General features: G+C 72.9%; 15 protein-coding genes. 8 read left to right on the top strand and 7 right to left on the bottom strand.

Features of this window, described 5'->3' with window-relative positions; all coding sequences use genetic code 11:
• Nucleotides 1-40: 40 nt before the first annotated feature.
• Nucleotides 41-967, bottom strand: a complete 927-nt coding sequence (locus ACZ6RC_RS11805; protein ID WP_469581384.1) for a ketopantoate reductase family protein — start codon at nt 965-967, stop codon at nt 41-43.
• Nucleotides 968-1141: 174 nt separating this feature from the next.
• Between ACZ6RC_RS11805 and ACZ6RC_RS11800 the strand changes: the two genes are divergently transcribed.
• Both ACZ6RC_RS11800 and ACZ6RC_RS11795 read left to right on the top strand, forming a co-directional pair.
• On the top strand, nt 1142-2566 hold the full coding sequence (locus ACZ6RC_RS11800; protein ID WP_469581381.1) for an ROK family protein: 1425 nt from the start codon (nt 1142-1144) through the stop codon (nt 2564-2566).
• Nucleotides 2567-2906: 340 nt separating this feature from the next.
• On the top strand, nt 2907-3629 hold the full coding sequence (locus ACZ6RC_RS11795) for a CDP-alcohol phosphatidyltransferase family protein (RefSeq protein ID WP_469581378.1): 723 nt from the start codon (nt 2907-2909) through the stop codon (nt 3627-3629).
• On the opposite strand, the gene ACZ6RC_RS11790 is transcribed toward ACZ6RC_RS11795, so the two are convergent.
• Nucleotides 3610-4080, bottom strand: a complete 471-nt coding sequence (locus ACZ6RC_RS11790; RefSeq protein ID WP_391134758.1) for an FAD synthase family protein — start codon at nt 4078-4080, stop codon at nt 3610-3612. The two genes, ACZ6RC_RS11795 and ACZ6RC_RS11790, sit on opposite strands and share 20 nt — an antisense overlap.
• A 200-nt stretch (nt 4081-4280) precedes the next feature.
• Here ACZ6RC_RS11790 and ACZ6RC_RS11785 point away from each other — a divergent pair, with 200 nt between their 5' ends.
• Genes ACZ6RC_RS11785 through ACZ6RC_RS11775 form a run of 3 tightly spaced genes read left to right on the top strand, consistent with a single transcriptional unit; the run spans nt 4281 to nt 8502 of the window.
• Nucleotides 4281-5486: a glycosyltransferase family 4 protein gene (locus tag ACZ6RC_RS11785; protein WP_391135923.1), complete on the top strand. Its 1206-nt coding sequence runs from the start codon at nt 4281-4283 to the stop codon at nt 5484-5486.
• Entirely contained in the window at nt 5483-7264 is a 1782-nt protein-coding gene (locus tag ACZ6RC_RS11780; RefSeq protein ID WP_391134755.1) for a polysaccharide biosynthesis tyrosine autokinase, read from the top strand. Before ACZ6RC_RS11785 ends, ACZ6RC_RS11780 begins: the two co-directional genes overlap by 4 nt.
• Nucleotides 7261-8502: an MATE family efflux transporter gene (locus tag ACZ6RC_RS11775; RefSeq protein ID WP_469581374.1), complete on the top strand. Its 1242-nt coding sequence runs from the start codon at nt 7261-7263 to the stop codon at nt 8500-8502. Before ACZ6RC_RS11780 ends, ACZ6RC_RS11775 begins: the two co-directional genes overlap by 4 nt.
• Here the strand turns inward: ACZ6RC_RS11775 and ACZ6RC_RS11770 are convergent.
• Nucleotides 8475-9980, bottom strand: coding sequence for a hypothetical protein (locus tag ACZ6RC_RS11770; protein ID WP_469581371.1), 1506 nt, complete (start codon nt 9978-9980; stop codon nt 8475-8477). The two genes, ACZ6RC_RS11775 and ACZ6RC_RS11770, sit on opposite strands and share 28 nt — an antisense overlap.
• Nucleotides 9981-10143: 163 nt before the next feature.
• Between ACZ6RC_RS11770 and ACZ6RC_RS11765 the strand changes: the two genes are divergently transcribed.
• Together ACZ6RC_RS11765 and ACZ6RC_RS11760 are read left to right on the top strand one after the other, a co-directional pair.
• Nucleotides 10144-10680, top strand: coding sequence for a WcaF family extracellular polysaccharide biosynthesis acetyltransferase (locus ACZ6RC_RS11765; RefSeq protein WP_469581368.1), 537 nt, complete (start codon nt 10144-10146; stop codon nt 10678-10680).
• A 5-nt stretch (nt 10681-10685) separates the two neighbouring features.
• Nucleotides 10686-11828 (top strand): glycosyltransferase, encoded by a 1143-nt coding sequence (locus tag ACZ6RC_RS11760; RefSeq protein WP_469582803.1) that lies wholly within the window; start codon nt 10686-10688, stop codon nt 11826-11828.
• On the opposite strand, the gene ACZ6RC_RS11755 is transcribed toward ACZ6RC_RS11760, so the two are convergent.
• The 3 genes from ACZ6RC_RS11755 to gmd form a co-directional block, all read right to left on the bottom strand.
• Nucleotides 11807-12496, bottom strand: coding sequence for a hypothetical protein (locus ACZ6RC_RS11755; RefSeq protein WP_469581366.1), 690 nt, complete (start codon nt 12494-12496; stop codon nt 11807-11809). The genes ACZ6RC_RS11760 and ACZ6RC_RS11755 overlap by 22 nt on opposite strands.
• An 85-nt stretch (nt 12497-12581) precedes the next feature.
• A complete protein-coding gene (locus tag ACZ6RC_RS11750; RefSeq protein ID WP_391134740.1) occupies nt 12582-15311 on the bottom strand; it encodes a CBM96 family carbohydrate-binding protein in 2730 nt (909 codons plus the stop codon).
• Nucleotides 15312-15451: 140 nt separating this feature from the next.
• Nucleotides 15452-16465 carry a GDP-mannose 4,6-dehydratase gene (gene gmd / locus ACZ6RC_RS11745; RefSeq protein ID WP_391134738.1) on the bottom strand — a complete coding sequence of 338 codons (1014 nt, stop codon included), beginning with the start codon at nt 16463-16465 and terminating at the stop codon, nt 15452-15454.
• Between the two features lie 143 nt (nt 16466-16608).
• Between gmd and ACZ6RC_RS11740 the strand changes: the two genes are divergently transcribed.
• Nucleotides 16609-17586: a GDP-L-fucose synthase family protein gene (locus ACZ6RC_RS11740; RefSeq protein ID WP_391134735.1), complete on the top strand. Its 978-nt coding sequence runs from the start codon at nt 16609-16611 to the stop codon at nt 17584-17586.
• 20 nt (nt 17587-17606) lie between these two features.
• Here ACZ6RC_RS11740 and ACZ6RC_RS11735 read toward each other — a convergent pair whose 3' ends face one another.
• Nucleotides 17607-19082: a sugar transferase gene (locus ACZ6RC_RS11735; protein WP_469581362.1), complete on the bottom strand. Its 1476-nt coding sequence runs from the start codon at nt 19080-19082 to the stop codon at nt 17607-17609.
• Nucleotides 19083-19189 lie beyond the last annotated feature (107 nt).

Below are 19189 nucleotides of genomic sequence, written 5' to 3'. Positions count from 1 at the left end.
CGCCCCACCCGCGCCGGGCGCCGGCCAGGCCCGACAGGCGTCAGGAGCCCGCCAGGGCGCGCCGCTGGTGCACGCGCAGGTGGAGGGTGGCGAGGTCCAGCAGGGGCGTCGCCACCGACAGGGCACGGGCCCGCGCCACCAGATCGCCGAAGAGGTGCTCGACCTCGGTCGGTCGCCCGGCCACCAGATCGCGGTAGAGGGAGGGCACCATCGGGGAGCCGGTCGCCGTCACGATGCCCAGCGTCGCCGCCGTCTCCCGCTCTGGTACGGGATACCCGGCCGCGGCCGCCACCGCCGCCGCCTCCGCGAGCACCGCCGGGCCCAACTCCGTACCGCCGGGCTCGGCGTTCACCTCGCCCACCGTTCCGCGCATCAGGGTGGTCACCGCACCGAACGTGGTGATGAAGACCCACTTGTGCCACATCGCCGCCGTCACGTCCTCGGAGACCAGGACGTCGACGCCCGACTCGGCGAGCACGGACCGGATCTTCTCCACGCGGGGCGAGAGCCCGCCGCCCTGCTCGCCGATCGTCAGCTGGGCCAGGGGCGCCAGGCGGACGATGTCCCCTTCGTCGTTCAGGGTGGTGACCACCTTGGCGACGCCGCCGAGGACCTGCCCGGCGCCGAAGCGCGCGTTGAGGGCGTCGATGTGCGCCAGGCCGTTGAGCATCGGCACCACGGCGGTGCCGGGGCCGACGGCGGGCGCCACGTCCTCGATCGCCTGCCGGAGGGCGGTGGACTTCACGGAGAACAGGACGAGGTCGTACCGGTCGGTCAGCGCGTCGGCGGTGACGAGGCGGGGCTCCACCGACCACTCCTCGTCCCGGTCGACGACCCGCAGTCCGCGAGCGCGCAGGACGGTCGCGCGGTGCGGGCGGACGAGGAAGGTGACGTCCTGTCCGGCGCGGGCCGGCAGGGCCCCGAAGTAGCCTCCGGTGGCTCCGGCACCGACGACCAGGATCCTCATGTGCGTCTGCCTTTCGGGAAGGGGCGTCCACGGACGGGGCGCGCCGCCGGTCGGGCGGCAGGCCGTGCGGCGACAGTATCCGGGGATGCAGGGGAGGGGGAGCACGGGCGGCACCGGGCGCCTCGGGCCGTGCGCGACACCCCCTAGGCTCGGCGCACGATGAAGAAGACTCCGGTGACCGGGAACGCGCGCCCGGTGGGACCCAGGAACGCGCGCCAGGCGGGGCCCAAGGCCGACAAGGCGAGCGTGCGCCGTCGCAACCTCAGCCTCGTGCTCCGCACGGTCCACGAAGCGGGCGAGACCACCCGCGCCTCGGTCGCGGCGCGGGTGGGACTGACCAGGGCCGCCGTCTCCTCACTGGCCGAACAGCTCCTGGAGAACGGCTTCCTGGTCGAGTCGGGCAAGACGTTCAGCGGGCAGGCCGGACGGCCGGGGACGGTGCTGAAGGCCGCGGACACCGGCCCGGCCGGGCTCGGTGTCGAGATCAACGTGGACTACGTGTCCGTCTGCGTCGTCGACCTGGCGGGCGCCGACCGGATCCGGATCACCCAACCCCTCGACAACCGCGCGGCCGCCGCGGGCGACGTCCTGCGGCGCGCCGCCCGGCTCGCCGCCGCCGCGCTGGAGGCCGCGGCGGCACGACGGCTGCACCCCGTCGGCGTACGGCTCGCCCTGCCCGGGCTCGTCTCCGCCGGGACCGTCCACCAGGCGCCCAACCTCGGCTGGAACCGGGTGGAGGCCGACCGCCTCTTCGCCGAGGCGCTGGCCGCCCTGCGCCCCGGGCGGCGGGGCCACGGACCGGAGCTGCCGGTCGCCTCGGACAACGAGGCGAACGTGGCGGCGCTGGCGGAGCTGTGGTTCGGCTCCCTGGGGCCGGTGCGCAGCTTCGTCCACCTCACGGGCGAGATCGGTGTCGGTGGCGCGATCGTCGTCGACGGAGAACCGCTCCGCGGCGCGCACGGCTTCGCCGGGGAGATCGGCCACCTGCCCGTGGACGCGAACGGCCCGCTCTGCCGCTGCGGCTCCCGGGGCTGCCTGGAGCAGTACGCCGGACAGTCGGCCCTGCTGCGGGCGGCGGGCCTCACGGTCCCGCCCACCCCCGAGAGCCGCACCCCCGAGAGCCCTGCCCCCGAAAGTCACACCCCCGAGAGCCACACCTCCGAAAGCCCTGCCCCCGAGGGTTCGGCCCCCGCACCGGCCCCCGCATCCGAGCTGTCCGGCGCCGACTCCAGCGCCGACTCCAGCGCCGACTCCGGCGCCGACTCCGGCGTCGACGAGCTGGTCCGACGGGTCGAGGCCGGCGAGCCCCGCGCCGTGGCGGCCGTCGAGGCGGCCGGGCGGATGCTCGGTATCGCCCTGTCCGGCGCGGTGAACCTGCTCGACCCGGAGGCGGTCGTCCTCGGTGGCGTCTATCCCCGCCTCATGTCCCGTCTGGGCCCGGCCGTCGAGGACGAGCTGGCCCGCCGGGTGGTCTCCGGGCTCTGGACCCCCTCCGCCGGGCGCCTGCGCGCCGCGTCCGCCAGCGCCGACGCGGCCCGGGGCGCGGCCGCCGTCGTCGTCCGCGAGGTCCTGGCCGACCCGCTCTCGTACAGCGGCTGAGCCGTCACGGCCCCGGCCCGCCGCCTGTCCACGGAGGGCGCCGGGGCGCGCGACGCCGCGATCCGGCCACGCGGCCCCGGAACGCGTCACGGAGGCGCAGGGGCGTGCGGCGGCGGGCGACCGCCGTCCGCCGCGCTCACGGGGCGCCCGCGCGCCCGTGTCCGCGGCCTCCGCGAGGGGAGGATCACCCGTGCGCGGCGGCGTGACGTGCGGCCGCCGGACAGGTACGGTCCACGCCATTCCCGGGGACGGCCCGTGCGGGGCGGCCTCTCGGTGCTGTCATGATGTGGACCAACACATACGAAAATGTGACCATACGCATGATGACCCGGGGGGGTTCGTGGGAACGATCGGTACCGCGCTGACCGAGTTGAGATCAGCCCAGAAGTCCGCGAAGGGGGTCTCCCTCTATTCGCGCTTCGTCAACCGGCCGGTCGGGCGGTACCTCGCGGCCGGGGCGTACGTCTGTCGCCTGACGCCCAATCAAGTCACGCTGATCAGCGCCGCCTTCAGCTTCGCGGCGGTGGCCGGCGCGGCCCTGGGGACGCCCACGTGGGCCCTCGGCCTGCTGATCTGGCTCGGTCTCGCGGTCGGCTTCGCCTTCGACTCCGCCGACGGGCAGCTCGCCCGGCTGCGCGGCGGCGGCAGCGCGGCGGGGGAGTGGCTCGACCACGTCGTGGACAGCGCGAAGATCACCGCGCTGCACGTCGCCGTCCTCATCGCCTTCTACCGCCACCCCGGACATTTCGGGACGGCCGACGACCTCTGGCTGCTGGTACCCCTCGGGTTCCAGCTCGCCGCCGTCGTCACCTTCTTCGGCGGGCTCCTCACCGAGAAGCTCAAGCCCCGCCCGGCTCCCGGGACGCCGGCCCAGGCGCACTCCACCGTCCGCTCGCTCGCGCTGCTCCCCGTCGATCACGGCGTCTTCTGCCTGGTCTTCGTCCTGATCGGTGCGGGCCCGGCCTTCCGCTGGGCCTACACCGCACTCGGCGCCGTGAGCGCGCTGTTCCTCGTCGCCTTCCTTGCGAAGTGGTTCCGCGAGCTCAGCGCTGTCCCTCGCTGACTCCCGCCGGGCCGGCCTCCTGCGCCAGCAGGTCGAGCGAGCGCCGGAGCTGCGTGCTGGAGGTGTGGACCGTGTACGGGAAGTAGACGATCTCCACCCCCACCCCCGCGAAGTCCCGCTCCAGGCGCTCGCCCTTGGGCGTACCCCGCCAGTCGTCGCCCTTGAACAGCACGTCGAACCGGACCTGCTTCCAGGTCTCCAGCTTGTCCGGCACGGTCTCCACGAACGCCGCGTCGACGTACTTCACGCTGCGCACGATCTCCAGCCGCTCCACCAGCGGGATCATCGGACGGCGGCCCTTGGCCAGCTCCGCCATCTCGTCCGACACCACACCCGCGACCAGATAGTCGCACTGACTCCGCGCGTGCCGAAGGATATTGAGATGTCCGATATGGAACAGATCGTACGCCCCCGGGGCGTATCCGACCCGGTGCGGCCTGCCTGTGGTCATGCGAGGAACCCCCCTGGTGCGTTCGCGCTCCCCAGCGCGAAGGAGTCTCAGACGATAGCGTGCACGTTCCGTTGAGACCGAGTGAACGACTAGGGTGGAGCCTAGGTCCGGGTACGGGGAAGAGGGGGACCGGCATGGGGGAAGCAGTGAGCGACACGTCGACCGGAAAGAGTGCGTCCGGCGAGCGGCGACGCCTGCTCATGGTGTCCACGAACTACGCCCCCGAGCACGCGGGCATAGGCCCGTACGCCACCCAGATAGCCGAGCACTGGGCCGCCCTCGGCCACGAGACCCACGTCCTGGCCGGCATGCCGCACTACCCCTCCTGGTCCCTCGACCCGGCCTACGCCGGCGCCTGGCGCCGCACGGAGGAGCGCGCCGGAGTCGTCGTCCACCGCAGACGCCACACCGTCCCGCCCCGCCAGACCGCGCTCAAGCGGGCCGCCTTCGAGGCCAGCGTCCTGGCCCACGGCCTGCTCGCCCCGCCCGCCATGGCCCGGCCCGACGCCGTCCTCTCGCAGATGCCCAGCCTCGCCGGCGGGATCATCGGCGCCCGCCTCGCCGCCCGCTGGCGCGTCCCGTACGTTCCCGTCGTCCAGGACCTCATGGGCGCCGCCGCCGCACAGAGCGGCATCCGCGGTGGCGACCGGGCCGCCACCCTCGCCGCCAAGGCCGAGCGCTACGCCCTGCGCGGCGCCGCCCTCGTCGGCGTCATCCACGAGACGTTCGTCGACAAGGTCGCCGACCTCGGCGTCGACCGCGGCCGCATCCGGCTCGTGCCGAACTGGTCGCACGTCGCCCGGCCCTCGGCGCCCCGCGAACAGACCCGCGCCCGGCTCGGCTGGCACGACGGCGAGACCGTCGTCCTGCACTCCGGGAACATGGGCCTCAAGCAGGGACTCGACGTCCTCGTCGAAGCCGCCCGGCGCGACCCCAAGACCCGGATCGTCCTGCTCGGCGACGGCAACCAGCGCGCCCACCTGGAAGCCCTGGCCGCCGGCGTCGACAACCTCGACTTCCTGGAGCCCGTCGGCGACGACGAGTTCCCCGACGTGCTCGCCGCGGCCGACGTCCTCGCCGTCACCCAGCGCGCCTCGGTCCTCGACATGAGCGTCCCCTCCAAGCTGACCTCCTACTTCGCCGCCGGCCGGCCCGTCGTCGCCTCCGTCGCCGCAGAGGGCGGAACCGCCCTCGAAGTGCTGCGCTCCGGCGCCGGAGTCCTCGTACCGCCGGAGGACCCCGACGCCCTGCTCGCCGAAGTCCGTAGACTCGGCGACGATCCGGCGGCCGCCGACGCACTCGGCGCGCAGGGGCCCCGCCATGTCGAGGCCCACCTGACCCGGAAGGCCGGACTGGCCCGGATCGACGCACTGATCGAAGAGGCTCTGGGGGGTCCGACCACGTGACACACACGCACGTCTCCGCGGTGGAGGACGACGAACCGGAACTCCTGCGGGACCAGTTCCGCCAGCTCCTGCGCTACCGCTCGATCATCGCGGGCGGCATCGGCATCGGCCTCCTCGGCGGAGTCTGGTTCGGCCTCTCCAACGCCGACACCTACGTCGCCACCAGCCAGGTCGTCCTTCGCGCGCCCGTGAACGACCCCTTCAACCCGAGCATCTCGCAGGACAAGACGCTCAACATGGGGTCCGAGCGGCAGACCGCGCTCAGCAGCAGCGTCGCCGAACAGGCCGCCAAGCGGCTCGGCTGGACCGGCACCATCGGCAGCCTCCAGAAGGACCTGCAGGTCACCAACCCGCCGCAGAGCCAGGTCCTCCAGTTCACCTACACCGCGGACACCCCGCACGCCGCCGCCGACCGCGCCAACGCCGTCACCCAGGCCTATCTGAAACTGCGCGAGAAGCAGTGGACCGACGTACGGGCCACCATGCTCGCCGGCCAGCAGAAGCAGCTCGACGAGGTCGCCAAGAAGCACGACCAGAAGACCAAGGAACTCGACCGGATGGCCGACGGGTCGGCCCGCGACGCCGAGTACGGCGTCAAGACCAACCTGCTCAACCGGATCAACGAACTCGACGCCCGGATCAGCCAGCTCAAGTCCCTCGACATGTCGCCCGGCACCGTGATCCGCGTCGCCAACGCCCCCGGCTACTCCGACGGCCCCGGGCTCCCCATGAGCCTCGGCCTCGGCGCCCTCGTCGGCGTCGCCCTCGGCCTGCTCGCCGCCTGGGTCCGGCTCGTCTTCGACCCCTCGCCCCGCTCCGCCGGCGACGTCGCCCGCGCCGTGCGCGCCCCCGTCCTCGGCACCCTCCCGCGCGGCGCCACCGACGTCCTGCTCGCCGACGACCACACCGACGCCCGGGTCGCCGAGGAGTACCGCTCCGTCGCCTTCCGGCTCGCCTACGACCAGCGGTTCGCCGACCGCCGCCGGCTCCTCGTCGTCGCCCCGCGCGGTTCCAACGACGCGGCCGTCGCCGTCGCCTCCCACCTCGCCGCCTCCTTCGCCGAGACCGGCAAGGACGTCCTCCTCATCGAGGCCGACCTGCGCACCCCGACGCTCGCCGGACGCCTGCGCGCCCACGCCGCGACCGCACCCCGCTGGAGCCACCCGGCGGAGCCCGCGGGCACCGAGGAGAGCGGCTGGCCCTCCCGCCGCCAGCTCTCCGTCGACGCGGGGGAGTCCGGCTCCTTCGGCCTCGTCCCCGGCGAACGGGTCCGCAACGTCGCCCGAGCCCTGACCGCCCCGCGCGTCACCCGGCTCATCTCCGAGGCCGACTCGCCCAACTCCACCGTCGTCGTCCTCGCCCCGCCCGTCCTCAACTACGCCGACGCGCTCGCGCTCGTCGACCGGGTCGACGGCGTCCTCATCGTCTGCGACCCGCGCAGCGTGCACCGCGCCGACCTCCAGCGCATCCGCGAACTCATCGCCGGCGCCGGAGGCACCGTCCTGGGCGCCGTCGTCCACACCCCCGGCGGCGGGCGCGCCGCCAAGCAGCCCGCCGGACGCCGCGGCGGCGGCCGTGGCCGCCCGCCGGCCCCCCGCCCGGCCGAACCGGAGGAGTACGACGGCGACCCGGAGCCGGAGCACGATTCCGAGCCCGAGCCCGAGCAGGTCGTCCCCGGCGACGGCTCCGACACCGTCACCCTGCGCTCCCTCCGGCCGAGCGACCTGCGCGGCGCGGGCTCCTCGCGGGGCGGCGCCGGCCGCACCGGCGATCGGTGAGACGAGCCGTCACCGTCGCCGCCTCGGTCCTCGACCAGGCGGCGGCCAGCCTCACCAACATCGCCGTCCTGGTGATCGCGGCGAGGGCGTCCACCGCGGACGGCTTCGCCGCCTTCTCCATGGTCTACATCACCTTCACCGTCCTCATGGGCCTCAACATGGCCTTCGTCGGACAGAGCGTGGTCCTGGAGAAGGGCGAGGACGCGTCCGTCGGCGGAGCCGCCCGCGCCTCCGTCACCTTCACGGCCCTCGCCTCCACCGCGGGCGGGCTTCTCCTGGCCCTCGGCGGCGCCCTCACCGGCGGCGCCACCGGCCAGGCGTTCCTCGCCCTCGGCCTGGTGCTGCCCGTCGTCCTCGTCCAGGACGGCCTGCGGTACGCCTTCTCCGCGCTCCGCCGACCCCACCGGGCCCTCGCCGCCGACACGCTGCGCCTCGCCTGCGTCCTCCCCGCCCTGCTCCTCCAGCCGCACGGCGCCTCACCGGCCCGACTGGTCCTGGTCTGGGGCCTGTCGGCGCTGCCCGCCGTGCTCCTCGGACTCGTCCTGCTCCGCCCCCTCGTGCGCGGCCGCCCCGGCGACCCCCGCCGCTATGTGCGCAAGGGCCACCTCGGCCGGCGCTTCGTCGTCGAGTTCGCCGTCGGCAACGCCTCCAGTCAGCTGGCCGTCCTCGGACTCGGACTCTTCGCCACCCCGCTCGCCGTCGGCGCGCTGCGCGGCGCCTCCACCCTCTTCGGCCCGCTCAACGTCCTGTTCACCTCGGTCAACGCCTTCGGACCGCCGCTCCTCGGCCGGGCCGGCTCACGCCGTGCCACCGTCCGCGCCGCCGCCGGACTCGGCGGGATCCTCGCCCTCCTCGCGGCGGGCTGGGCGACCGCGCTGTACGCGCTGCCCGACCGCGTCGGCCGGCAGCTCCTCGGCGACACCTGGGACGCCGCCGCGGCCCTGCTGCCCGCGACCGGAACCCAGTACGCCGTGATGGCGGCCGGCACCTGCGCGCTGGTCACCCTCCGCGTCCTCAGCCCCCGCGCCACCCTCTCCGTGCAGGTCGTCTTCTCGCTGCTCTCGGTCGCCCTGATGCTCGGCGGGTACGTCCTCGGCGGCGCGGCCGGTGCCGCCTGGGGCCTGGCCGCGGGCTCCGCCCTCAAGGCCGTCGCCGCCTGGTCCCGCGTCAGCCGTACCCACCCCGAACCCCGGACGGACCAGACGGAGGATCAGCGCAGCACGGCGCCCTTGTCCTGACGCCAGGTGGTCACCAGCGCGATGCAGACCAGGGCGATCGCCACCCGGCCCGACGCCTGGAGCAGCGGCCCGCGCAGCAGGATGAAGGAATAGCCCGCCACCAGGGGCACCACCAGCGAGATCAGACTGCCCGGCGGCGCCCTGCGCGTACCCCGGCGGGCGAACCGCCCGTCCACGCGCGCGGCGGCGTAGCCCAGGCCCAGCATCCCGGCGCTCATGCCGACGGCTCCGTAGTCGATCCACAGCTCCGCCCAGATCGGCGAGGACAGGTTGGTGTTGACCGTCCCCATCCACTGGCCGACCATCACGCCGGTGTCCCGCGGCTTGCCCGCCCACACCGACCGGGGCACCGCGAACAGCACGGACCCGGCCAGCTGACGGCCGTAGCGGTGCCGGCTGCCGGAGTTCACCAGCGTGATGGTGTTGGCGAACATGCCGACCTGGTCGTAGTCCTTCAGCGCCAGCGGCTCCAGCACCGACGTCGTCTCGACCGGCCGGTAGTTCTTCTCGTCGTAGCGGAACCGGTCGGAGAACGGGAAGACGATCAGCGCCATCACCACGCCCAGACTGAGCGCCGAGCGGTACATCGCCGCGCTCCGCGGGAAGACGGTGAACAGCAGCGAGAACATCACCGTCAGGAACCAGTACCGCGGGTTGGAGATGGGATTGTTCACCACGCCGTTGAGCATCACCAGCGACAGGAAGACCGCGATCACCATCGGCCGCCGCCTGGCCCGCCGCGAGGTGACCAGCCAACGGCAGTACACCAGCAGCGCGAAGAGCGCGGGGACCGTGCCGAAGCCGCGCAGGAACGCCTGCCCGGCCTGCGAGTCGGCCTGGGAGACACCCGCCTCCTCGATGCCCGCGATGATCTCCTGACGGCTGGAGAAGAAGACCGCCGGACCGCCCAGCTTGACCACGAACAGCCCGCTGCACGCGAAGGCGAGCACCACCAGGAAGTACAGCCGGCGCCGGTGCACCAGCGCCGGGCGCTCCTCGGCCCGCTTCGACCCGCCGGGACGGCCCCGGGCCAGCAGCGACCCCAGGTCGAAGGCGGCGCAGCCGACCAGGACCAGAGCCACCGCCATCGTCAGGTCCGAACGCGGACCGACCACCGGCGTCGGCACCCGGCCGAGGACCGCCTGCGCCAGGGGCGCCACCCCCATCGCCATGTAGACGAAGAGCCAGAACGACCCCTGGAGCAGCTTGCGCCGGTTGGTCAGGATCATCGCCGACAGCCGGGCGCCGGCGTACATGGTCAGCGCGATCTGGAGGTAGTAGGCGGCGTCCCGGACCCCCGCGCCGGGCTGGATCGCCACGGCGAGCGGCAGGAACACCGAGAAACCGAGCACCAGCGGGATCGACAGCGCGCGCGAGAGCAGCGTCCGCGGGGAGACCGCCGGGGCCAGCAGCAGCGGGGCGGGCGCGGGCGGAGCCGGACGCGCCTGTGTGCCCGTATCGCCTACATCGGTCGTCATCCCGCCCCCTGGCTTTTCTGCGGTCCCGCGCCGGGAAGTCGCCGCCCCCGCCCCCGGAACCTCACCGCGGCAGTCTACCGACGCCGCCCGGCCACCTCGCGTCAACCGTTAGTCTGACCTCGTCGGCACCAGGGGAGGCGCCGACGGGGGGTGAACCGAAATCATGAGAAACCTTCCGGCCTTCACGCTGGCCGGCTACGACAAGGGCCGCGGCCTGCTGACGCAGGCCCTGTGGTTCGCGGTGATGAACACGGTCTTCATGGCCTGGTTCTGCCCGGCCGGGCTCCGCGTCGCGCTGCTGCGCGCCTTCGGCGCGACCATCGGCGACGGCGTGCTGATACGGCACCGGGTCAGGGTTCTGTGGCCCTGGAAGCTGACCGTCGGCGACCACACCTGGATCGGCGAGGGCGCCTGGCTCCTCAACCTGGAGCCCATCACGCTCGGCGCCCACGTCTGCGTCTCCCAGGAGGCGCTGCTGTGCACCGGCAGCCACGACCACCGGGCCGCCGACTTCCGCTACCGCAACGCCCCCATCACCGTCGAGGACGGCGCCTGGGTCGCGGCCCGTGCCACCGTCCTCGCGGGCGTCACCGTCGGCGGGCACGCCGTCGTCGCCGCCGGCACCACCCTCCACAACGACCTGCCGGAGCTCACCCTGCACACGGCCGAGGGCCGCCGACCCCTCCCGATGCCGGTATGAGCGGCCTGCGCGTGCTGCACGCCGTCACCCTGCACAGCCCCACCCACGCCTTCGGCGGGCCCGTCCGGGTCGCGCTCAACCTCTGCCAGGGCCTCGCCTCGCGCGGGCACCGGCCGCTGCTGACCGCGCTCGGCGACGGGTTCGACGCGGCGGGCGGCTCGCTGCCCACGGAGGTGGAGGGCGTGCCCGCCCGTCTCTACCAGGCCCGCTCGATCCTGCCGCTCGGCTTCAGCGGCATCACCTCGCCCGCGATGCTCGCCGGCGCGGGCAGGCTGGTGCGGGACGCCGACATCGTCCACGTCCATCTCGCGCGGGACCTGGTGACCCTGCCCGTCGCGCTCGCCGCGCTGCGGGCCGGACGCCCGCTGGTGCTGCAGACCCACGGGATGGTCGACCCGAGCGGGAAGGCGCTCGCCAAGGTGCTGGACGCGGTCGCCGTCCGCCGCGTGCTGCGCGGCGCCTCGGCCGTCCTCCACCTGACCGGCCGGGAGCGCAAGGACCTGGACGCCGTCGCCGGCGCCCCCCTGGAGCGGTCCGTACGGCTCGTGAACGGCGTCCCCACCCAGGAGCCGCGCCCCGCCCCGGAGGGGCCGCCCCGCATTCTGTACGCGGCCCGGCTGCAGGCCCGCAAGCGGCCCACCGACTTCGTCGCGGCGGTCCCCGAGATCCTGCGCGACCACCCGGACGCCCACTTCGTCCTCGCCGGTCCCGACGAGGGCGAGCGGGCCGCGGTCGACGCGCTCGTCGCCGAGCTGGGTCTCGAGGACCGGATCAGCCGGCCGGGGCCGCTGTCGGCCGAGCGGATGCTGGAGGAGCTGCGCCGGGCGCACGTCTACGTCCTGCCGTCCGTCGACGAGCCGTTCCCCATGTCCGTCCTGGAGTCGCTGTCGGTCGGCACGCCGGCCGTCGTCACCGGCTCCAACGGTCTGGCCCGGGACATCGAGGAGGCGGGCGCGGGCCGCGTCGTCGCCGACGCCGCGGGTCTCGCCCCCGCCGTGCACGCCCTGCTGGACCCGCGGGAGAACGACGAAGCCTCCGCGGCGGCCCGGAAGCTGGCCGCGGAGGCGTTCTCGATGGATGCCGTCGTCGACACCCTGCTCGATGTGTACGAGAGGGCGCGCGCGGGTCAGGCGGGCAGCCAGGCGTAGCAGCCGGAGGAGACGAACTCCTCGGTGCCCGCGGGGATCTTGGCCTTGACCTGGCCTTCGGAGCCGAGCGGCGGCCCGGAGGCCAGGACCTTCCCGCCGTCGCCGAGCGCGCGCCAGGAGCACGCGGGGTCGGTGGTCAGCGCGCGGTAGGTGCCGGCCTCGGGAGACTTCTCGGTGCCGTCGGGGAAGCCGGTGGCCGCCGTGGCGAGCAGCGGCTTCTGCGCGGTGCACAGGTGGGTGATCGTCGCCTCGGCGTCCTTGATGTCGCCGGCGATGATCGCGCCGACGGCGGCGTCCTTGTCCCGCTTGGCGGTGCGCTCCAGGCGCTGGCAGGACTCCTGCCCGGTCTGGAGCACGGCGGCGGGGTCGGTGTTCTTGGGGACCCGGCCGCTCAGGTAGGACTTCTGGGTCTTGGTGAACGAGCCGGTGGCGGGCTTGAGGTCGGAGTCCGGGACGACCGGTCCCCGGGAGGTGGAAGGGGTGGGGCCGGTCGGCGCCACCTCGTTCTGTCGGTCGGGCACGGAGCCCGGCCGGGTCGTGCCGGTGGCCGTGGGCGGCCCGCCGGCCTCGGCGTCGCCGCTGTCGGACGACGAGCAGGCGGTGAGGGCGAGCAGACCGGCCAGCACGGCCGCCGCGGCCGCCGGGCGCCGGTGAAGTGGACGACGCATGGATGAGCTCCTGAGGTACGTGGGCCGCGGGGACCCGGCTGCTGCCGGGGCCCCGCGGCCTGTCATGAGGGGTACTGCGTGGTGCTTACGGGGCGCCGAAGGTCAGCACCAGCTGCGGAGTGCCCTCCGCGGCCGCCGCCTCGGACGACCAGATCCACAGCGGGTCGGTCCCGACGCTGGTCAGCGCGACACTGTACGAGCTGCCGAGCGCCGCCGAGATCGCCGCGTTGTCCAGCGCGGCGGAGTAGATCGCCGAGCCGTCCGTGGCACCGCTCAGGGTGCCGATCGGAGTGGCGCCGAGCGCGGGGCGGTTGGTGTACGTCACCGCTCCCTCGGTCCACGCGCCGGTGACCGGGACGACGGACTGGCTGTCCGCCGAACCCGCGCCGGCCATCGTGGTGGTCTTCACCGCGAGGCGGGCGCTCTTGAGGACGGTGCCGGCCGGGGCGGACGGCAGCGTGAACCGCAGGTAGGACTGGTACGCCGAGGTACCGCGGACCGCCATCGAGCTGGAGGTGCCGTAGTTGGTGCCCGGGGCACCGGCGTTGACGTAGCTGTCCTCGGTCGCCGTCACGGTGCTGACCGTGTCGGCGGGCGCGGAGGCCAGGTTGTAGTGCTTGGCGACCTGCGCGGCGGTGAGCGCCGACGGGTAGACGGCCGCCTCGTCGATCTGACCGGCGAAGAAGCTGCTCGACGGACGCAGCGGCCAACCGGAGAGGTTGTCGGCGCCGACGTGCCAGTAGCCGGAGTACTGCTGGTTGGTGGTGACGTTGTTCGAGCCGGCGAGCTTGCCGTCGATGTAGAGGCGCATCCCGTCCGGACCCTGGGTGCCGACCGCGTGGTGCCAGGCGCCGTTGTTGTACGAGCCCCACGAGGTGAGCGTGCGGGTGGAGCCGGTGTAGACGCCGAACACCACGTTGCCGGTGTTCGTCATGTACAGGTGCTTGTCGTAGCTGCCGCTGTTGCGGGTGGTGTTGTCACCGAAGCCGATCAGCTTGCCGCCGCGGTTGGTGGTCGTCTTGAACCACGTCTCGACGGTGAACGAGCCGTTGACGTTCTGCCGCTTGTCGGTGTGGATCTGCTCGTCCGAACCGTTGAGCGCCACCGCGGTGGAGGCTCCGGTGACGGCGGCCGGGGTCTGGCGCAGCACCGGGGCGTTGACGTACAGGCCGCTGTTGTTCGCGTCCGAGGAGTCGGCGGCGTACGGCGTCGCCGACTCGTCGAAGCGCCAGTAGAGGCCGGCACCGTCGGCGATGACCTGGGAGGCGTACGGCTCCGGGGACGTCGGGACGGTCACGGTGGACGTCGCGGACGGGGCGCTGGTGTTGCCGTCCGCGTCGCTCGCGGTCACCCGGTAGGTGTAGGTCTGGCCGGGGGTCACGCCGGTGTCCTTGAAGGAGACCTGCGGACGGGACCAGTGCAGGGAGTCGCCCTCGACGGTCGCGACCGGGGTGGCCGCTCCGTTGCGGTAGACCTTGTAGGTCAGCGTGGAGTCGTCCAGGTCGAGGCTGGAGCGCCAGCGGACCTGCACCGCGTTCGTGGCGACGGCCGCGGCGCTCGCCACGGGGACGGTCGGCGCACCGGTGTCGGGGCCGGAGGCGAAGCGGGTCAGACCCTGCGCCGGGGCGCCGTTGGTCGTGGTGAACTCGCCGCCCACCCACATGTACTTCGTGGCACCCGTGCCGGAGATGGCGAAGGCGCGCGGGCCGATGCCCTCACCGAGGCCGTCGTTGGTGTCGGGGAACCAGCCGAGCTTGCCGGTCGACGTGGTCGGCTGGGCGAGCAGGTGGTAGCGGCGCCCGTCCGGGAACTCGCCGACGCTGGAGCAGTCGTGCGCGTGCGAGGCGCTGTACAGCACGCCCTCGTACGAGCGGACCGCCTGCGTGGCGCCCAGGCAGGTGTCGCGCCAGCGCTGCTCGAAGTCCGAGAGGTTCAGGGCTATGCGGCCGTCGAAGACGCCGCCGCCCGTGCCCTCGTTGCCGGTGTAGAACCCGGTGGCGTCGGTCTCGATGTCCTTGACGACCGAGTTCTGCGGGATCCAGCCGTTGGGGTACGCCTTCGTCACGGTGCCGCTCGTGGCGTCGACCACGGCGAGGGCGTGCGAGTTGGCGCCGTTGACGCGGAAGAAGTCACCGCCGAGCAGCACGTGCTGCCCGTCCGGGGTGATCTCGATGGCGCGGCCGGGCTCGTCGGCGTCCGCGCGGAACGGCAGCAGCGCGCCGCCGGTGGTGATGGCCGCGAACCGCTCGCGGGTCTGGCCCTCGACCGAGCCGAAGTCGCCGGCGGCGTAGATGGTGGTGTCGGTAACGGCGAGCGCGCGCACGGTGGCGGGGAAGCTCGGCGTGAAGCTCGCCTTGGGCGTGCAGGTGGCGATGTCGATGGCCGCCAGGCTGGAGACCGGCGTGCCGTTGACGGCGCCGAAGTAGCCGCCGGCGTACAGCGTCTTCTTGTCCGGCGAGACCACCAGGGTCCGCACGGTCGCGGTGCCGCTGCCCACCGTGAAGGACAGGGAGCAGTTGGTGGGCGCGCCCGTGGCCGCGTTCATGGCGGCGAAGTTGACGGCGTCCTTCGGGGTGCCGGCGACGCCCTCGGGCGGCCGCAGCTCGGAGAAGGTGCCGCCGACGAAGACGGTGTCGTTCGCCTCGGCGAGCGCCCAGACGATGCCGTTCGTCTGCCAGGTCGGCAGATCGTCCGCGGTGAAGGCGACCGGCGGCGTGAGCGCCGAGGCCTTCGGGGCCAGGAGCGAGCCGCCGGCTGCGACCGCCGCCCCGATGGCGATGACGAGGGCCGAGGTGAGCCCCCAAGTTTTACGCATGTTCCCCCCAGGCGTGAAGCCCAGTAAATGTGGCGCGAAGTCGTGCCATGCGATGTGATGAATGCGAACTGTATGACGAACCGGACGGCATTGTTGCGCACTTGACCAATCCGGTACATCCGACCCGGTGAAACCGCAGGTCAGCGGTCAATTCGAACGGTAGCTCCAGCCAACTGGTCCTGGACAAGACGGACATCCGCGTCCACCATGATCCGCGCCAGCTCCTCCACGAGGACGGTCGGCTTCCAGCCAAGCAGTTCATTCGCCTTGCTCGCGTCACCGATCAGCGCGTCGACCTCGCTCGGACGCTCGTACTTCGGGTCGAACCGCACGAACTCCGACCAGTCCAGACCGGCGTGCGAGAAGGCCGTCTCCAGGAACTGCCGCACCGTCGCCGGCACCCCGGTCGCCACCACGTAGTCGGTCGGCTCGTCCTGCTGGAGCATCCGCCACATCGCGTCCACGTACTCGGGGGCGTACCCCCAGTCCCGTACGGCGTCGAGGTTGCCCAGGTACAGCCGGTCCTGCAGACCGGCCTTGATCCGCGCCACCGCGCGGGTGATCTTGCGGGTCACGAACGTCTCGCCCCGGCGCGGGGACTCGTGGTTGAAGAGGATCCCGTTCACGGCGAACATGTCGTACGCCTCGCGGTAGTTCACCGTCGCCCAGTACGCGAAGACCTTGGCCGCGCCGTACGGGCTGCGCGGGTGGAACGGCGTCTGCTCGTTCTGCGGCGGCGGCGTCGCGCCGAACATCTCGGACGAGGACGCCTGGTAGATGCGGGTGTCCACGCCGCTCGCCCGGATCGCCTCCAGGAGCCGCAGCGCGCCCAGGCCGGTCACGTCGCCCGTGTACAGCGGGGCGTCGAAGGAGACCCGCACATGGGACTGCGCGCCCAGGTTGTAGACCTCGTCGGGCCGGATGTCCCGGAGGAGGTTCACCAGCGCGACCCCGTCGGAGAGGTCCGCGTGGTGCAGCACGAACGAACGGTTCGCCTGCTGCGGATCCTGGTAGACGTGGTCGATCCGCTCCGTGTTGAAGCTGGACGACCGGCGGACCAGGCCGTGCACCGTGTAGCCCTTGGACAGCAGCAGTTCCGTCAGGTACGAACCGTCCTGACCGGTCACGCCGGTGATGAGTGCGGTCTTGCTCATGCGTGGAGCCCCTCCCGAACGAACCGGCCCCCAGCCGATCCGTAGCGTGCGAATATCCCGTGGCATACGGGTCTGTGGTGGAACAAGAAGAAAATCCGGATCTGGTGTGTGATCGCCCCCGGCGGCCTGGCATGATCCCGACCATGACTCAATCGACGACCGACCCGACGACCGACCGGACGGAAGCTCCGTCGTACCTGCCGGAGCACGCCCGCGTCTTCGTCGCGGGCCACCGCGGCCTGGTCGGCGCCGCCGTGGCCCGTCGGCTGACCGCGGACGGACACGACGTGATCACCCGCACCCGCGCCGAGCTCGACCTGCGGGACGCAGCGGCGACCGCCGCGTTCCTCGCCGAGACGCGCCCCGACGCCGTGGTGCTCGCAGCCGCCAAGGTCGGCGGCATCATGGCGAACAGCACCTACCCGGTGCAGTTCCTGGAGGAGAACCTCCAGATCCAGCTCAGCGTCGTCGCGGGAGCGCACGCCGCCGGGGTCGAGCGGCTGCTCTTCCTCGGCTCGTCCTGCATCTACCCCAAGCTGGCCCCGCAGCCCATCCACGAGGACGCGCTGCTCACCGGCCCGCTCGAGCCCACCAACGAGGCCTACGCCCTCGCCAAGATCGCCGGCATCGTGCAGATCCAGGCCTACCGCAAGCAGTACGGCGCCGCCTACATCTCCGCGATGCCGACCAACCTCTACGGCCCCGGGGACAACTTCGACCTCGAGACCTCGCACGTCCTCCCGGCGCTGATCCGCCGCTTCCACGAGGCCCGCGAGGACGGGCGCGAGGAGATCGTCCTCTGGGGCTCCGGCACCCCGCGCCGCGAGTTCCTGCACGTCGACGACCTCGCCTCGGCCTGCGCCGTCCTGCTGCGGACCTACGACGGGGACGAGCCGGTCAACATCGGCTGCGGCGAGGACCTCACCATCCGCGAACTCGCCGAGACCGTCGCCGACGTCACCGGCTTCCGCGGCCGGCTGGCCTGGGACACCGCCAAGCCCGACGGCACGCCGCGCAAGCTCCTCGACGTGTCCCGGCTCAGCGGCCTGGGCTGGAAGCCCTCGATCGGTCTCCGGGACGGCATCGCGTCCACGTACGCCTGGTGGCGCGCACAGCACTGAACCCATGAGGCGGCGGCCCGTCAGTACGCTCCGCGACCGTCGACGACGGCGCGGAACGTACGGGCCATGACGTCGACGTCACTGGTGAACGACCAGTTGTCGACATAGTGAAGGTCCAGCTCGACCGTCTCGTCCCACGACAGGTCGGAGCGGCCGCTTATCTGCCACAGACCCGTCATCCCCGGCCGCACCGAGAGCCGGCGCAGCTCCACGTCCCCGTACCGCGCCACCTCCTCCGGCAGCGGCGGACGCGGGCCCACCAGCGACATGGCGCCGGACAGGACGTTGATCAGCTGCGGCAGCTCGTCCAGCGACGTACGGCGCAGCAGCCGCCCCACCCGCGTCACCCGCGGGTCACGGCGCATCTTGAACATCAGACCGTCGTTCTCGTTGGCGTGCGACAGCTCGGCCTTGCGGGCGTCTGCGTCCACGAACATGGTGCGGAACTTCCACATCACGAACGGCGCCCGGTCCTGACCGATCCGCACATGGCGGTAGAACACCGGCCCCGGCGACGTCAGTCGTACCGCCGCTCCTATCGCGAGGAACAGCGGCGACAGGACGAGCAGACCGAACGCGGCGCCCGCCCGGTCCATCACGGACTTCAGGAACTGCTGCACACCGCTGCGCACCGGCGGAGCGACCCGCAGCAGCGCCATCCCGGCCGCCGACGTGGTCTCCAGCCGCTTCACGGAGAACTCGACCAGACCCGGGGCGAGCGCCAGCTCGGTGCCCGCGTCGTGCAGCCCCCAGGAGAGCCAGCGCAGCCGCTCACCGGCCATCCGCGCACCGGCCGCGACCAGGACGACGTCCGCCTCCAGTTCACGGGCGGCGGCGAGGACGTGCTCGGTGTCCCCGTCGGCGGCCTCGGGCATCAGCACGCCGAGCCGGGCGGCCACCGGGGCGCCGGTACGGACCGGGCCCTCGCCTATGGCGACGACACCGACCACGACGTACGGGTGCTCGGTGCGGCCCGCCAGGTGCTCGGCGACGTCACCGGCGGCCCGGGGCTCGCCCAGGACGAGGACCCGGGTGACCACCTGCGCCTCGCGGCGCGCGGCCACCAGGTGGTTCCAGGTCAGCTTCGTGCAGATCAGCGTGAGGACGGGCGCCGGCAGCACGGCCGCGAGGCAGAGCAGGGCCGGGTGGTGCAGATCGGCGGCGGCCCGCAGGACGGCGAGCACACCGAGCAGGATCAGCCAGTCGTGCAGCACCGGCAGACTGCCCCGGGACTCGCCCAGCGAACGGCCGGCGTAGCGGCGGCGCAGCGCGCGCACCACGACCCACGCCAGAGCGGCGACGGCCGCGCCGGTGAGGGCGTACGGCTGTCGCTCGACGCGCATGATCAGCGCGGTGGGCAGAGCCACCCCGAGGATGTCCACCGCCAGAGCGAGAACCCGATACCAGCGCGCTTTGGCGCGTGGATGCGGATGGACCGGTCGTGAGCCGCCTTCGGTGCGGACAGACTGGGTCTCAGTTGTACGGGCATGCCACATGTACCCCCCCGGCACGTGTCGACGTTCGCCGCCCTACTCACCGGGCCCCTGACCGGATGAGCAAGCGTCGCAACGCGGAACAGTACGACAAACTCGCCCACGTCCGC

This window comes from Streptomyces sp. NPDC048353 (assembly GCF_055587165.1).
The sequence above is the reverse complement of the archived record's forward strand: the minus strand, read 5'-3'. Positions and strand labels throughout refer to the sequence as shown.